The organism is Clostridium sp. UBA7339 (genome assembly GCF_002470865.1).
Taxonomy (GTDB): domain Bacteria; phylum Bacillota; class Clostridia; order Clostridiales; family Clostridiaceae; genus Clostridium_J; species Clostridium_J sulfidigenes.
The window spans coordinates 1,037,763-1,052,711 of sequence record NZ_DKPI01000006.1; the positions used below are offsets into that span (position 1 = coordinate 1,037,763).

15 protein-coding genes and 1 riboswitch are annotated in these 14,949 nt (G+C 31.3%); all 15 genes read right to left on the minus strand.

The window, feature by feature from the left end; genetic code table 11:
* Positions 1-58: 58 nt before the first annotated feature.
* The 15 genes from B2S02_RS08260 to guaB all read right to left on the minus strand — a co-directional run bounded on the left by B2S02_RS08260 (position 59) and on the right by guaB (position 14,577).
* On the minus strand, positions 59-2,065 hold the full coding sequence (locus B2S02_RS08260; RefSeq protein WP_346920541.1) for a triple tyrosine motif-containing protein: 2,007 nt from the start codon (positions 2,063-2,065) through the stop codon (positions 59-61).
* Between the two features lie 208 nt (positions 2,066-2,273).
* Positions 2,274-2,720 (minus strand): YaiI/YqxD family protein, encoded by a 447-nt coding sequence (locus B2S02_RS08265; RefSeq protein ID WP_346920542.1) that lies wholly within the window; start codon positions 2,718-2,720, stop codon positions 2,274-2,276.
* Positions 2,721-2,722: 2 nt separating this feature from the next.
* Positions 2,723-4,078: a glucose-6-phosphate isomerase gene (locus B2S02_RS08270; RefSeq protein ID WP_346920543.1), complete on the minus strand. Its 1,356-nt coding sequence runs from the start codon at positions 4,076-4,078 to the stop codon at positions 2,723-2,725.
* 190 nt (positions 4,079-4,268) lie between these two features.
* The gene (locus B2S02_RS08275; RefSeq protein ID WP_346878438.1) at positions 4,269-5,291 is read right to left on the minus strand and encodes a calcium/sodium antiporter; all 1,023 of its coding nucleotides are present in this window, start codon (positions 5,289-5,291) and stop codon (positions 4,269-4,271) included.
* A 132-nt stretch (positions 5,292-5,423) separates the two neighbouring features.
* Positions 5,424-6,116, minus strand: coding sequence for a hypothetical protein (locus tag B2S02_RS08280; protein ID WP_346920544.1), 693 nt, complete (start codon positions 6,114-6,116; stop codon positions 5,424-5,426).
* 254 nt (positions 6,117-6,370) lie between these two features.
* Positions 6,371-7,381: a hypothetical protein gene (locus tag B2S02_RS08285; RefSeq protein ID WP_346877708.1), complete on the minus strand. Its 1,011-nt coding sequence runs from the start codon at positions 7,379-7,381 to the stop codon at positions 6,371-6,373.
* Positions 7,382-7,518: 137 nt separating this feature from the next.
* Positions 7,519-7,971, minus strand: coding sequence for a DUF134 domain-containing protein (locus B2S02_RS08290; protein ID WP_150845363.1), 453 nt, complete (start codon positions 7,969-7,971; stop codon positions 7,519-7,521).
* Entirely contained in the window at positions 7,941-8,171 is a 231-nt protein-coding gene (locus B2S02_RS08295; RefSeq protein ID WP_346873566.1) for a Fur family transcriptional regulator, read from the minus strand. Before B2S02_RS08295 ends, B2S02_RS08290 begins: the two co-directional genes overlap by 31 nt.
* A gap of 10 nt (positions 8,172-8,181) precedes the next feature.
* Entirely contained in the window at positions 8,182-8,538 is a 357-nt protein-coding gene (locus B2S02_RS08300) for a NifB/NifX family molybdenum-iron cluster-binding protein (RefSeq protein ID WP_150845361.1), read from the minus strand.
* A 47-nt stretch (positions 8,539-8,585) separates the two neighbouring features.
* Positions 8,586-9,437 (minus strand): ATP-binding protein, encoded by an 852-nt coding sequence (locus tag B2S02_RS08305; RefSeq protein WP_346866819.1) that lies wholly within the window; start codon positions 9,435-9,437, stop codon positions 8,586-8,588.
* Complete coding sequence (locus B2S02_RS08310; protein ID WP_346920545.1) at positions 9,428-10,258, minus strand: ATP-binding protein; 831 nt, start codon at positions 10,256-10,258, stop codon at positions 9,428-9,430. The genes B2S02_RS08305 and B2S02_RS08310 overlap by 10 nt, the downstream gene beginning before the upstream one ends.
* A gap of 18 nt (positions 10,259-10,276) precedes the next feature.
* Complete coding sequence (locus tag B2S02_RS08315) at positions 10,277-10,639, minus strand: NifB/NifX family molybdenum-iron cluster-binding protein (protein ID WP_346847204.1); 363 nt, start codon at positions 10,637-10,639, stop codon at positions 10,277-10,279.
* Between the two features lie 258 nt (positions 10,640-10,897).
* Positions 10,898-11,278: a hypothetical protein gene (locus B2S02_RS08320; protein ID WP_346920546.1), complete on the minus strand. Its 381-nt coding sequence runs from the start codon at positions 11,276-11,278 to the stop codon at positions 10,898-10,900.
* Between the two features lie 292 nt (positions 11,279-11,570).
* Complete coding sequence (gene guaA, locus B2S02_RS08325; RefSeq protein ID WP_346877705.1) at positions 11,571-13,100, minus strand: glutamine-hydrolyzing GMP synthase; 1,530 nt, start codon at positions 13,098-13,100, stop codon at positions 11,571-11,573.
* 22 nt (positions 13,101-13,122) lie between these two features.
* Positions 13,123-14,577, minus strand: a complete 1,455-nt coding sequence (guaB, locus tag B2S02_RS08330; protein WP_346847201.1) for an IMP dehydrogenase — start codon at positions 14,575-14,577, stop codon at positions 13,123-13,125.
* Positions 14,578-14,823: 246 nt separating this feature from the next.
* Positions 14,824-14,922, minus strand: a riboswitch (purine riboswitch).
* Between the last annotated feature and the right edge of the window lie 27 nt (positions 14,923-14,949).

Sequence of the window (14,949 nt, forward strand, 5' to 3'; positions counted from 1 at the left end):
TCCTCTGTTTCTTTATACCCTATTAGGCATCTTTCACTTATTTATTTTTTAAGATACCTTATTCTTTACACTGAACTTCATAAATGGAATAGTCATCATAGGCACTCTTAGAGTAACAGCTTTTACATAATGCCAATATCTTATAAAACCCTTTATAGAAAGGCATAAAGGTATAATAATTTTTCTTACTATACTTTTGTATTAGCTTCCATTCTCCCTTTTCCATTAAATAAAATTCATATAAATTATCTTTTCCACCGTCACATTCCACATAGAAGTTAACATCTTCATTGCACTTTATTACTTCTTTATCTAAGGTTATTTTGCAGTTAGTTACTGGAACTCCTTGTAATACATCTAAAATCAATTCCTTTTTACAATCATACTCTTTAGTACTAAATACATTTTTACAATATATTTTTACCGTATATACTCCTGCACATTTTGGAATTAGTTTAAACTTCTTATCATTACTAAATTCCGTAGTTTCAACTTCTCTGCCATTGATTTCAACCTTATATTTAGTTAAAGTATTGCTAGTGTTTTCTGTTATTACCTCCAAGACTATTTCATCACCTATAAGATACATATACTTCTTTTCTGTAAGAATATAATCTATCTTAGCTGGTATATATTCTTTACAATCTATATATATCACTGAATGTACATCGTAGTCTCTCTTAGATTTTAGATGTTTTACCTTAACTTCTATTTCGTATTTTCCTACACTAGTAGGAGTGAACTTAAAATTATCTTCTTCGTTATATTCTATGAACTTGACTTCCTTACCTTCTTTTTTTACAATAAATTCATATAATAAATTTCTTGAGCCAGTGGCTTCTACATTTACCTTAACTGGTTCATTTATAAGAACTTGCTTGTCCTTATTTAGCTTAATTTCTTTTATATATACATTTTGTGTGCAGTCTTCATCTATAACAAAGTCCATAATTGCCTTCTCTTCATAATCGTCCTTATAGGTACTATCCTTTACAAGAACTTCAACTCTATATAAGCCACTTTTTTCTGGAATCCATTTATAACTGTTGTTAGTAGTAAAATTTGAACTACTATGATAATTCCCATCTACTACAAATTTATAGAGCAATTTATCTCCACCAGAGCATATTGCCTTAAACTCTATAGGTGTTTTTTCAAGCTGTGGTGAGCTTAAATCAGAAGTGAAGTTAAGAATTTTTATAGGTTTATATTTATCTACAGTATAGTGTATTATCCCCCTATCATCAAAATTCTCATGGGAATACATGTCCTTCACTAAACATAAAAGCTTATACTTACCTGGTAGTATTTCTGTGAAGCTAACTAGTCTCTTACTTGAAAAGTCTTGCATTACATGCATATTTCCATATTCATCAATCTTCATAAATTTGTATAATACAACCCTATTTTCATCAAAGTGTGCATCAATCTCAAAGGTTAATTCACTACCTACTATCAGCTCTTCTGTTAAGCACTGTATATTGTTAATTCTTATTTGATCCATAGGCAATACCTTAAAAGTTACATTTTTAAAGTCATCAAATTGATGTACTGAGCCTTCTTCTTTACTCTCTATAAGAATCTCGATATCCCCTTCTCGATTTGGGGTAAAACTTAAACTAGTATCCATGGAATAATCTCTTATTAAATTCCATTTACAATCTTCTTTTATCCAATACTTACACAAGATAGGTAATTTGTTAGGTACAACATCAATTTCTATCTTTTCCCCTAACTTTATTTCATTATTACTAATGATAATATCTTTTATTAGTTTTTCTTCTACAGAGCCTATGATAAAGTCCATTCTAGATGTAAATTCAATAGGTTTTTTTCCATTTCTTTTTTTAGATTGTACCATTATCATGTATTTGCCATCTTCCTTAGGAGTCCAATAGGTAAAATCCTCCTCATGGAAATCTCTAATGGTTTCCCAACCCCCATCACAGTTTATTATAAATTTATATAGTAAATCATCTGACATTTTATTTTCTATATATATCTTAATTTCAGTCCCCTTCTCCTGCGGACTTGATAGGCTTGTACCAATAATCATTTCATTCATACATATTCCCCCTAGAATGTACATATACATCCCTAATTGATTAAATTGTTATAATATTCTTACATAAGCATAGCTATATTATACTACACTTACATATTATGTAACAACCTATGGAGGTCTTTATTTGCGATAATTCATTAGACAAAATCCTTGTAAAAAAACACTTGTAAATTATATTTCTACAAGTGTTTTCTTAATTTATGTTTTTCTATTCTTCTCTTAGACTTCTTTCTACAAGCTTTATTAAATTATCTCTAAGGCTTATATTATCGTCTTCATTTCTTTTTTTATGCTTTCCTGTCTTTCCTCCACCACGTCTTACCTTTGCACTTATATGTCTTTCAAAGAGTAATTTTTCTATATTGTTCTCTGAAAATATATATCCCCTTGGACTTATGGCATAGGATTTTTTACCAAGAACCATAGCTGCTACTCCATAATCTTGAGTTACTACTATATCTCCTCTTTTAGCTTCGTTGGCAACCTTCATATCCACTGCTTGAAAGCCACTATCCATAATTATAACTTCACCATATTCTAAATTTATAACATGATGTATATCACAATAGATTTTTAGAGGAACCTTATAGGTCTTAGCTACTTCTTCTATAATACCTCTTCCTGCACATCCATCACCATCAACTATAATAGTCATAATTAAATACCTAACCTCTCTATTAGAGACCTTTGAAGCTTTTCATAACCTGGTTTACCAAGTAGAGCAAACATGTTTTTCTTATAGGCTTCTACCCCTTCTTGATCAAAAGGATTTATTCCTAATAAATATCCTCCAATGGCACAGGATTTTTCAAAGAAGTATATTAGTTCTCCTAGAGCCTTAGGATTTACAGCTTTCATATTTATAACTATATTAGGAACTCCACCTTCTACATGGGCAAGGACTGTTCCCTCCATAGCTCTTTTATTTACAAAATCTATAGTCTTTCCTGCTAAGAAATTAAGTCCATCCACATTTTCTTCATCTTCTTTTATGGATAAATTTATTTGTGGCTCTTCTACATTTATTATAGTTTCAAATATATTTCTCATTCCATCTTGAATATATTGACCCATGGAGTGAAGGTCTGTTGAAAAGTTAACGGATGCAGGGAATATCCCCTTTCCATCCTTACCTTGACTCTCTCCATAAAGTTGCTTAAACCACTCTCCAAAGTATTGTAGACAAGGTTCATAGTTTACAAGAATTTCTGTAGTTTTTCCTCTTTCATATAAAAGATGTCTAGCCGCTGCATATTTATAACAAATATTTATATGTACATCTTCATTACTAAAGTTTTCTCTTCCATTTCTAGCACCTTGTAATAGCTCATCTATATTTATTCCTGCCACTGCAATGGGAAGTAATCCTACTGGTGTTAAAACGGAAAATCTTCCACCGATATCATCAGGAATTATAAAGGTTTCATACCCTTCTGTATCTGCTAATTTCTTAAGAGCTCCCTTTGCCTTATCCGTTGTTATATAAATTCTATTTTCAGCTTCTTCTTTGCCATACTTTTTCTCAAGGATTTCTTTAAATATTCTAAAAGCTATGGCAGGCTCTGTTGTAGTTCCTGATTTTGAAATAACATTTATGGCAAAATCCTTCCCATCTATGAGCTGTATAAGTTGAGACAAATAAGTAGAACTTATATTGTTTCCTGCAAAGTATACTGCTGGAACCTTTCTTTTATCCTCATCCATACTATTAAAGAATGGGCCTGTCATTGCCTCTATGACAGCTCTAGCTCCAAGGTATGAACCCCCAATGCCTATTACTATAAGAACTTTAGAATTTTCCTGTATTCTTTTAGCTGCTACCTTTACTCTTTCAAACTCAGCTTTATCATAATTATTTGGTAGGTCAAGCCACCCTAAAAATTCATTGCCAGCACCACTTCTGTTATGCAGAGTGTTGTGGGCTGCTGTTATCATAGGTTTTAAATTATCTATATGTGATTCATTAACTGCCTCTTGAAGGTTTTTTATATTTAAACTTAAAGAACTAGTCATTTCTAATTGCCTCCTATAAAACGATTTATTAGGTATCTGAAAATAAATAACAAGTCAAAGATGGAAAGTATATTTTGAGTTAGACAAGGAAACAGGTTCTGCAGATAGTAGCACTATCTAAGGGTTCTGTTGACGCAGTATAACACAAAATAGACGANNCATTCTGACTTATTTATTTTTCGAAGATGCCTTATATTATCAAAATCAAAAAACTTATGTATATTATATAAACACTAAGCAGCATTATTCCATTTCTCTTAGAGTATCTTCCATTAGTTGATATAGGTAAGATTATAAGTAGCATCAATACTAAAGCCACTGGAATATCTAAAAGTATAGTCTGATTAAAGCTTATAAAAGATGCGTTAAATATATGAATATTTCTAGAGTTTAGTACTAATCCACCCCTAGCTAAAATACTACTAGCAGCTATAGTCATTGTTATATTTAGTATGTTTGCACCAATAACATTACCAACCGCTACTCCACTTTCCTTCTTATATATAGAAGTTAAAACAGTAGTTAATTCTGGTAACGATGTTCCTAAGGCCATAATGGTTAAACTAATTACTCCTTCTGTTACTCCATAATGCCTGGCAATAATCTGCGCATTTACAACTAATAACCTAGCTCCACATCCTATAAGTATTGCTCCTATTATAAATACAACTATATGTTTTGCAAATTCTCTCTTTTTTACTCTTCTTCTAACACTAATTTCATCTATAGTCATAGCAGTCTCATCAGGAATTTCAAGGGACTTTTTAGCACCCTTTATATTTTTTCTTATATAGTACACAAATAACCCTAAAAGGACTACCCCTTCTATTCTATTAATATTTCCATCTGTAGAAAAAAGTAATAGTAAAACCATAGATACTACCATCATAAAAGCTCTTGGCATAAACCTCTTCTTTTCTACCTCCACAGGCATTGCAATCATTGAAATAGCAAGAACAAGCCCTGTATTACAAATTATTGCTCCTATAGCATTACCTACTGCAATCTCTGGTGATCCCATAATAGTTGCCACTGAAGCTATAAAAAACTCTGGAAGAGTAGTTGCTAAACTTACAATGGTTGCTCCTATAATTATTTTTGGTATTCCTGTTATCTCAGCAATCCACATAGCTGAGTCTACAAATATATCTCCGCCCTTTATTATTACTATAATTCCTATAATAAACATTACTATAGGTAAAAACATCTCCATTATATCCTCCACCCTCTTATGCCAGTATACAATATTATGTAAATTATTTCAAACTACCCTATATACTTATAATAATGGCTAAAACAAATAAACTCAATGAATTTTAACATATTCACCGAGTTTATCTTTATCTTATATTCCTTTTTCTTTGCTGGACCACTTATAAAATATTTTAAGAGAATTATCTAATGCTTCTATAGTTAAAATATCTATCTCATTTTCTTCTATTACATAAAAGAATGATCTATCTTCTCCAATTAATATATTTGTCATTGTATTATTAGTAAAGTTAATATTTATACTTTTTATATTTTCATCATTTATTAATCCTCCAAGAACTTTGTAATTCTCAGTAGCACTTACCTTTATTCCCATTACATTCACTGTAAAAGGGGCATATTTATCTACCTCTTTTATAGAAGTTGCTAAGATGTTATAAGAACTTTCTACTTTACTTAATTGGCATAACCCCTCATAGTTTTTACCATTGTCCTCATATAAAAACATGACTAATTTACCCTTTTGGATATCTGATACATTTAGAATAGATATTCTATCTTCACCTATGTTAAGGTTCTTAGATAGAAGATATGTTATCTTATCTGTTAACTTTACTTCAAAGGGTTCTTCATCTTTTATAGGGAAGTTACCACTTTTTATCTCCATGGTTTCTTTAAATAAATCATTCTTAATTAGAATAGCTGTAATTAATAAGAATAACCCTATAACTGAAATCATAAAAATTCTTCTATTTTTCTTAATTGTTTTTTCATTTTTGATTTTGTACTTCTTCTTGTTTTTATATCTCTTCTTAAGTTTACTCATATAACATTCCTCTTTAATTTTTTCTCCCTTTGCTCGAGAGGACATTCCTTCTCATATTCATCTTTGAAATGAAACTCCTTTTCGCTATGCTCAAATGAGTAAGTTCTCATAATTAAATCATAGATTTAAATGGTCACTTAACTTCGACTAACCAAATATAAAATTTCTTTTTCTCGCTTTGCTCGAGGGGACACTCCTTCTCATATTCATTCGAATGAGTAAGTAATCCTTAACCAAATCATAGATTTGGAGGATTACTTAAATTCAGCTGCGTACCATTTGTAGTGAGCTCCATATTTATCATCTATTTTTTCTACTTCATAAAGTCTAAATATTATATATTGAGTCCAGTTATATCCTGGATTTGCTCCTATGGATAAGATTAAAAAGGAAGCTCCAAAGGAACCTGTCACAGTAAATATGACTTCATTTCTTGCTTCCGCAGGTATTTCTTTACCTTCACTATAGGTTCTAGAGATAGTGGCTCCAGTACTATTTGCAATATTAACTACTCCATAGGAAGATTGCCCACCTCTAGCGTAGTTAATTTTTGATATTTTATCAGTACCTAGTAAAAACTCAGTATATAGATGTATCTTAGAATAGGATAATTCTGATTCAAAACACCACTCTGCTTCTTTAGATTCCACCTTTCCATAGGCATATGAAACTCCCTCTTCCATGAGGATTTCTTCATAACCCTTATTAGACATAACTGGTTTTTTAATATTCTTTTCTCTATTTAAATTTTCTCTTTGAGAGTTTTTTGTGTTATAGGTAATCTTTGAACCATCAGGATAAATTATTTCATAAGCAGATTTATTAGCAAAAGTATTAATTACCTTTTCTGTATATTCTTCTTCACTAAAGATATTTTTTAGAGATTTAAAGGCTTTCTTTAAAGCAACCTTATCTCCTTTTAGTATTTGATTTCTATAGTATTCCTTATTGTTTCTAAAGTCTTTATCAGTTATATCTTCTATGGAATTATCTAATATCACTTCTAAATCACACTGTTCTAACCTTTCTACTATTTCATCAAGTCTTATATAAAACTCGGCATCTTCTTTGTCTAATCCTTCCCTTGTTAGCTTTAATAATTCTTCCTCATCCACAGGAGTAGTTCTCACTTCATCACATATTTCAATTATCCTCTTATCATCATCTTTTCTCTTATTACTTTGTAATGCTAAAACCTCTATAGGTGAGTTAACTATAAAAGAAGTGATAAATATTACTAAAACAATCACCTTAAAATTCTTCACATCAGCACTCTCCATTCCTATGACTTTAAATTTATTATTCCTAGAGAATGGATTTTAAATTCTTAAACTTATATTTTTTCATCTGTAAAATAATATAAATTTAATAGATAAATAAATAAGAGGTGGAAATCCACCTCTTATTTATCCTCTACACTATTTCCTCTACACCATCTTTTACAAAGCTCTGCTTTCTTGCTGCAAACAACTTCCTCTGAACCACAAGTAGGACAATTATCCTTGTCTTGCTCATAATTTATATCATACACATCTCCACAATGAAGGCACTTAAATTTACAAAAAGTAGCTCTGTAGTTACCACCACTTATTCTTATAGCATTTCCTTCTGTTAAAGCAATAGCTATCTTTTTCCTTGCACTATCAATAATATTTTGGAAGGTTTGTCTTGATACTTGCATTCTTTCAGCACATTGTTCTTGATTTAATTCTTCAATATCTTTAAGTCTCATAGCTTCAAGTTCTTCTACCTTTAAAACTGTTTCTTTAATTTCACATTTAGGCTTTCCCCATGGAACAAAATAAGTATCTTCTGGGAAAAACTCTACTCTTCTAAATTTTGTTGGTCTTGGCACTTTAAATCCTCCCTGCATTTACTACATAATCCTATAAACATTATATCAGAATCATATATTTCTACGTTACTTTCTTCTTCTATTCTTTTGTTTAATTTAAGATAGTCAAAATTTAAATTTTGACTATCTATATCAATTATACTATTACATTTATAACATTTAAAATGAATATGCAGGGGTTTGCCACTAAATATTTTCATTTTATAATAATTATTCGTTACAGTGACCTTCATGTTGATGTTCTGTACAAACGCTACCTGTTGATTTTAATTCACCATTTACAAATTTTTGAACTACATCATCACTAAGTCCTTGTGCACCAACTACAACTTCAATTCCATTTTCGTTAAATAAGTCTTGTGCTGTTTCTCCCATACCACCTGCAATAATAACATTTACCTTTAAATCTCTTAAAAATACTGGAAGAAATCCTGGTCTATGTCCTGGATTTGGAGTAAAACTTTTTTCTAAAGACTTACCCTCTTCTACTTCATATATTGTGAATCCTTCACAATGTCCAAAATGTCCACTTACATATTTCTCATCACTTGCAACTGCTATTTTCATTAAAAATTCCTCCTTTTATTTTACCTAAATAATTTTAATTTAATATATTAATTTAATATATACTTAGTCATATTACTCCACATAGCTTCAATAGCTTTTTCAGCTATGCTATCCTTGTAGAAAGTTATAGGTTTTAATTCATTTATAGACTTCATAACCATGTCATCATAAGGAATTTTACCTACTAAAACTATTTGATTTTCATAAATAAAGTTTTCTATTTCCTTTGTAACCTCTTCATTTATATCAAATTTATTTACGCAAACCATAGTAAAAACTCCAAAGTGTTTACACAGCTGTACTACTCTCTTTAAATCTTCAAGGCCTGATTTTGTAGGCTCTGTTACAACTAAAACTGCATTTGAACCTGTTATTGAAGCTATAACAGCACATCCAATACCTGGTGAGCCATCAATTATAGTTAACTTTTCATCCTTATTAAATCTCTTACCATTTTTTCTTAATTCAGTTATTAATTTTCCTGAACCATCACTGCCTATACCCATTTCTGCCCTTGAAATTATGCCTTTATCTAGCTCTGTAATGAAGGTATCTGCTGTCTTTTCATCCTCTAGTTTTATTGCATTTACAGGACACACTAATGTACATGCTCCACAGCCTTCACAAAGAAATGGATTTATAGTAAAGTTTTCTATGGCATTAAATTTACAAACACCTTCACATTTACCACACTTAATACAAATGCTTTCATCTATTGATGCTTTTTTTCCACCTACAAATTCATCTTTTTCAATATCTTTTCCCTTGTAAAAGAGATAAAGATTGGGAGCATCTACATCACAGTCTATTCTTAATACATCTTTTTCAAGTTCAGCTAAAGCTGTTGCAATGGTGGTTTTTCCAGTGCCACCTTTTCCACTTAAAACTACTAATTCCAAGATAGCACCTCCTTTACTCCCTCTGAAAGCTTATCAAATATCTTCTTATGAACTAAATAATCGTAAAGTATTTCACCCTTAGAATAAAGTACTGCTGTAGCCTTATCATAGGGAATTGTCCCTATTAATTCTATATTTTCTTCTTTGCAATACTTTTTCACAATATTATCTTTTCCATCATCCTTATTTATAACTATGCCAAAGGGAATATCATACATCCTCACAAGTTCCACTGCCATCTTTAAGTCATGAAGACCAAATTCAGAAGGCTCTGTAACAAGTATTGCCCCATCAGCATATTTCAAAGAATTTACCACATTACAAGAAGTTCCAGGTGGGCAATCTATTAAATTAGTTCCCTTAGATAATCCATTAAGTAATTCTCTAATAACAGGCACTGCCATTGGCTCGCTTATATTTAAAACACCTCTGCTACAGTTTATATCTCTTACTGATCCTTTTTCAACCTTACCCGTTTCTCTTTCACCATAGGCTATAGCACCATATTTACATGCAATTTCACATGCTCCACAACCATGACATAACTTTTGGAACAGCATAATATCATCTTTAACCTTTGCTAGAGCATTAAATTGACAAGCTTTTACACAAGCTCCACAGTTAGTGCATTTGTTATCATCTATGATTGGATATTCTACCATTACTTTTTCTTTTGTATCTACTGTAGGCTTTAGGAATAAGAAACCATTAGGCTCTTCCACATCACAATCTATATAATTTGCCTTTAGAGCAAGAGCAAGATTAGTAGATACTGTAGTTTTTCCTGTACCGCCTTTTCCACTAAGTACTGCTATATTCACTACCTATTCATCTCCAATCTAGTGAGCTCCGTGATGTGCAGGACCAGACATTTTTATTTCTTCAAGTTCACCTTTTTTATATTTTTCTATAGCCTCAGCTATAACTATACCATCACACTTATATGCCTTAACTCCTGATTTTTCAATGATTTCAAAAGCATTAGGTCCAAGATTTCCTGTGATAATAACATCTATGTTTTCATCAATTAATTGATTAGATGCAGAAATACCTGCTCCACCACTAGCATTTTTGCCTTGGTTTTCTAAAACTTTAATTTCTCCACCTTCAGTATCATGAATTTGAAAATACTCACATCTTCCAAATCTCATATCAAGTAAATTTACAATAGTTTTTCCTTCTGCTGAAACTGCTATTTTCATTTTCCATTCCTCATTTCTTTATTAATTATTCTTTTATGTGATTTTCATTATTGGCATTTGCTAATTATATATTACTGCCATTTTAAGTTATTGTCAAATGCCAATTATGATTTTTTATAAAAAAGTAGCTATGAAATTTCTAATTCATATAGAAACTTCATAACTACTTTGGGGATAATTTTATTCCATCAATACTCTTGAATATTGTCTTTATTTAATTATAAAAAATCAAAACTACTGATGTTTAAGTATTCCTTATTAAAAAGGATAATATGGATTAATATACTGACCTGGATATTGGGTGTAATATGGATATGGAGAAATATAAGGTGGATATGGTACTATTAATAATTTAGCTAAATCTAAAAGTGGGAAGTTTCTGCGTCTATAACGTCTTTGTCTTCTTCTAGGACGTCCATAAGGGTTATATTGTCGTTGCTGATATTGATTTTCATCATCTAGCTCCATTACATCTTCACCCACTAACATGGTAACGCGATCTCCATCTACATTCTCAATTATTCCATCTACTATGCTTCCGTCTCTCATTGTTAAAATAACGTGATAATAAACATGTTCTTTACATTCATCATATAAAGACTGGTCATCTCTGTTATGATCGTGGATTTCTAAAGCCATTTTTAATCATCTCCTTTACAATATTATGGTATTATTGTGTAAGAAAATTTGTGCCATTATAACTTATAAATATTGCTGTAAATTCAATAAATAATTCTACTATTTTATTTTTTAACACTATAAGTTATAAATTAATACTTACATTGTATATTATTTATAAATAAAAAAAGCAGCTATGAAATTTCTATATTATATAGAAACTTATAACTACTTTCTTTGGGTGTGATTTATTTAAACATGATAACATGTATAAATACATTAGGGTTTAAGAAAAGATATTAGAATATTTATATTACTCCCACTCTATAGTTGAAGGTGGTTTTGAAGTTATATCATATACAATTCTATTTACTCCATTAACTTCATTGACAATTCTTCTAGATACCTTATCTAGTACATCATAAGGGATTCTTGCCCAGTCTGATGTCATTCCATCAGAAGATGTAACTCCTCTTAAGGCTACTGTATGGCTATAGGTTCTTTCGTCTCCCATAACTCCTACTGATCTTATATTAGGTAAGCAAGCGAAGTACTGCCAGATTTCACTTTCAAGGCCAGCAATTGCAACCTCTTCTCTAAATATAGCATCTGCTTCTCTTACTATGTGTAGCTTCTCTTCTGTAATTTCACCAAGTACTCTTATTGCAAGTCCTGGTCCTGGGAACGGCTGTCTCCATACTAAGTGGTGTGGAATTCCAATTTCCTCTCCTACAGCTCTTACTTCATCTTTAAATAACTCTCTTAATGGCTCTATTAGTTCAAATTCTATGTCCTCTGGAAGTCCTCCTACGTTGTGGTGACTCTTAATTGTAGCTGATGAATTAGTTCCACTTTCTACAACGTCAGCATAAATAGTTCCTTGAACTAAGAAATCCATTTTACCAAGTTTATTTGACTCTTCTTCAAAAACTCTGATGAATTCTTCTCCAATGATTTTTCTTTTTCTCTCTGGATCAGAAACACCTTTAAGTTTTCCAAGGAATCTCTCTTGAGCATTTACTCTGATAAGGTTCATATCAAAGCCTTCTCTAAAGATTTTCTCAACTTGATCTCCCTCATCTTTTCTAAGTAGACCATGATCTACAAATACGCAAGTTAGGTTTTTACCTATTGCTTTATGAACAAGTACTGCTGCAACAGATGAATCAACTCCACCTGATAGAGCGCAAAGCACTTTTCTATCTCCTACTAATTCTTTAATTTGTGCAATCTTTTCTTCTGCAAAGGCAGACATAGACCAATCTCCCTTAACTTCACATACATTGTATAAGAAGTTTTTAAGCATTTCTGTTCCAAATAAAGTGTGTTGAACTTCTGGGTGGAATTGAACCCCATAAAGTTTTCTTTCTACATTCGCCATTGCAGCTATAGGACACTCATCTGTATGACCTATGATTTCAAAGCCTTGTGGTGCGCTTTCTATAAAGTCAGTGTGACTCATCCAGCATTGTTTTTCTTTTATTCCATTAAATAATTTATTATCTGTGTTTAAGTTAACATCAGTTTTTCCATATTCTCTAACAGTAGCAGTCTTAACAACTCCACCTAAAACATGGGACATAAGCTGAGCACCATAGCAGATTCCTAGGATAGGAATGTTTAAATCAAATAATTCCTTATCTACTCTTGGAGCACCCTCCCCGTAAACACTGTTAGGGCCACCAGTAAATATTATTCCAACAGGATCTAATTCTTTTATTTTTTCAACAGAAGTACTATATGGAATTATCTCACAATATACTCCATGCTCTCTTACTCTTCTTGCTATTAATTGATTATATTGACCACCAAAGTCAACAACTAATACTAATTCTCTATCCATAAATTAAGCTCTCCTTCTTAGATTATTGATTTACACTATAATTTGGAGCTTCCTTAGTAATTACTATATCATGTGGATGACTTTCTCTAAATCCAGCTGAAGTTTGAACTACGAAGTTTGCAGTTTCATATAAATCTTTTAGTGTAGCTGATCCTAAATATCCCATTCCTGAGCGAATACCACCAATTAATTGGTATATAGTATCTACTACGCTACCCTTAAATGGAAGTCTTCCTTCAACACCTTCTGGTACTAATTTCTTGTTATCTTCTTGGAAATATCTATCCTTACTTCCGTTTGCCATAGCTCCTAAAGAACCCATTCCTCTATATACCTTGTAACTTCTACCTTGATATATTTCTATTTCACCTGGTGCTTCGGCGCAACCAGCAAACATTGAACCCATCATACAAACTTTTGCTCCAGCAGCTAGTGCCTTAACGATATCTCCTGAATATTTTATTCCTCCATCAGCTATAACTGGAACTCCTGATTTTTCCGCTTCTTCAACACAGTCCATAACTGCTGTAAGTTGAGGAACTCCAACTCCTGCAACTACTCTTGTAGTACAGATAGATCCAGGTCCTATACCAACTTTAACACAATCTGCTCCAGCTTCTATTAAAGCTCTTGTACCTTCTGCTGTTGCAATATTACCTGCTATAACTTGAAGCTCTGGATATTTTTCTTTAACTTCTCTAACTGCATCTATAACACCTTTAGAGTGTCCATGTGCTGTATCTATAGTAATGACATCTACGTGAGCTTTAACTAAAGCATCAACTCTTATCATCATATCCTTTGTAACTCCTACTGCAGCTCCACAAAGTAATCTTCCTGAAGCATCCTTTGCAGCATTAGGGAATTTCACAGCCTTTTCTATATCCTTTATAGTAATTAATCCTTTAAGATTAAAATCTTTATCTACTAAAGGTAATTTCTCAATTTTATGTTTTGCAAGTATTGTCTTAGCTTCTTCAATACTTGTTCCCTCTTTTGCAGTAACTAGATTCTCACTAGTCATCACTTCACTTACTTTTTTACTATAATCAGTTTCAAACACTATATCTCTATTAGTAATTATACCAACTAATTTTCCATTTTCAGTTACCGGCACTCCAGATATTCTATATCTTGACATTATGTTTAATGCATCTTGTATAACATTATCTTTTCCTATGGAGAATGGATTTACAATTACTCCATTTTCTTGTCTTTTAACTGTATCTACTTCGCTTGCTTGAGCTTCTATAGACATATTCTTATGGATAATTCCAATTCCACCTTCACGGGCCATAGCTATTGCCATCTTACTTTCAGTTACTGTATCCATTCCAGCACTTATTAGTGGTAAATTAAGAGCTATAGTTTTAGTTAAGTTTGTTTTAAAGCTAACATCCTTTGGTAAAACTTCAGATTTATTTGGAACTAATAATACGTCATCAAAAGTGTATCCTTGTTTTAATATCTTTGCCATAATTTAAATCCTCTCCTTCTATATTATTTTCTTTATAATTAACTTTAGTTATACTTATAATCTGAAATCAATTAAAATTATTGTATTAAATTCTCTAACATAGTTTTTGTTTATATTTTAAATTTAATTAAAACATAAACAAAAACATGCTTAATTCACTTTCCACCCATAATATAACTCCTTTAGAGTTCATACTATGTACATACAAGTAAAATTAAGCATGTCCATAAATTCATTGAAATCTATAACATGATTACTTTTACTCATAGTCAGAAATTTATCGGTTTCCGGTAGAAACTCCTTGCCATATTCAAGGGATATATGAGTTATTTATTCATAATTTATTAATTGATTACACCTATTTTATTTAAA

What these genes read in the sequence shown, in the direction of transcription:
- B2S02_RS08265 (WP_346920542.1), bottom strand. Translation starts at nt 2,720, where the DNA reads ATGACTATTATAGTTGATGGTGATGGATGTGCAGGAAGAGGTATTATA.
- B2S02_RS08295 (WP_346873566.1), bottom strand. Translation starts at nt 8,171, where the DNA reads ATGAAAATATTTAGTGGCAAACCCCTGCATATTCATTTTAAATGTTAT.
- guaB (WP_346847201.1), bottom strand. Translation starts at nt 14,577, where the DNA reads ATGGCAAAGATATTAAAACAAGGATACACTTTTGATGACGTATTATTA.
- guaA (WP_346877705.1), bottom strand. Translation starts at nt 13,100, where the DNA reads ATGGATAGAGAATTAGTATTAGTTGTTGACTTTGGTGGTCAATATAAT.
- B2S02_RS08270 (WP_346920543.1), bottom strand. Translation starts at nt 4,078, where the DNA reads ATGACTAGTTCTTTAAGTTTAAATATAAAAAACCTTCAAGAGGCAGTT.
- B2S02_RS08315 (WP_346847204.1), bottom strand. Translation starts at nt 10,639, where the DNA reads ATGAAAATAGCAGTTTCAGCAGAAGGAAAAACTATTGTAAATTTACTT.
- B2S02_RS08320 (WP_346920546.1), bottom strand. Translation starts at nt 11,278, where the DNA reads ATGGCTTTAGAAATCCACGATCATAACAGAGATGACCAGTCTTTATAT.
- B2S02_RS08275 (WP_346878438.1), bottom strand. Translation starts at nt 5,291, where the DNA reads ATGGAGATGTTTTTACCTATAGTAATGTTTATTATAGGAATTATAGTA.
- B2S02_RS08280 (WP_346920544.1), bottom strand. Translation starts at nt 6,116, where the DNA reads ATGAGTAAACTTAAGAAGAGATATAAAAACAAGAAGAAGTACAAAATC.
- B2S02_RS08260 (WP_346920541.1), bottom strand. Translation starts at nt 2,065, where the DNA reads ATGAATGAAATGATTATTGGTACAAGCCTATCAAGTCCGCAGGAGAAG.
- B2S02_RS08300 (WP_150845361.1), bottom strand. Translation starts at nt 8,538, where the DNA reads ATGAAAATAGCAGTTGCAAGTGATGAGAAATATGTAAGTGGACATTTT.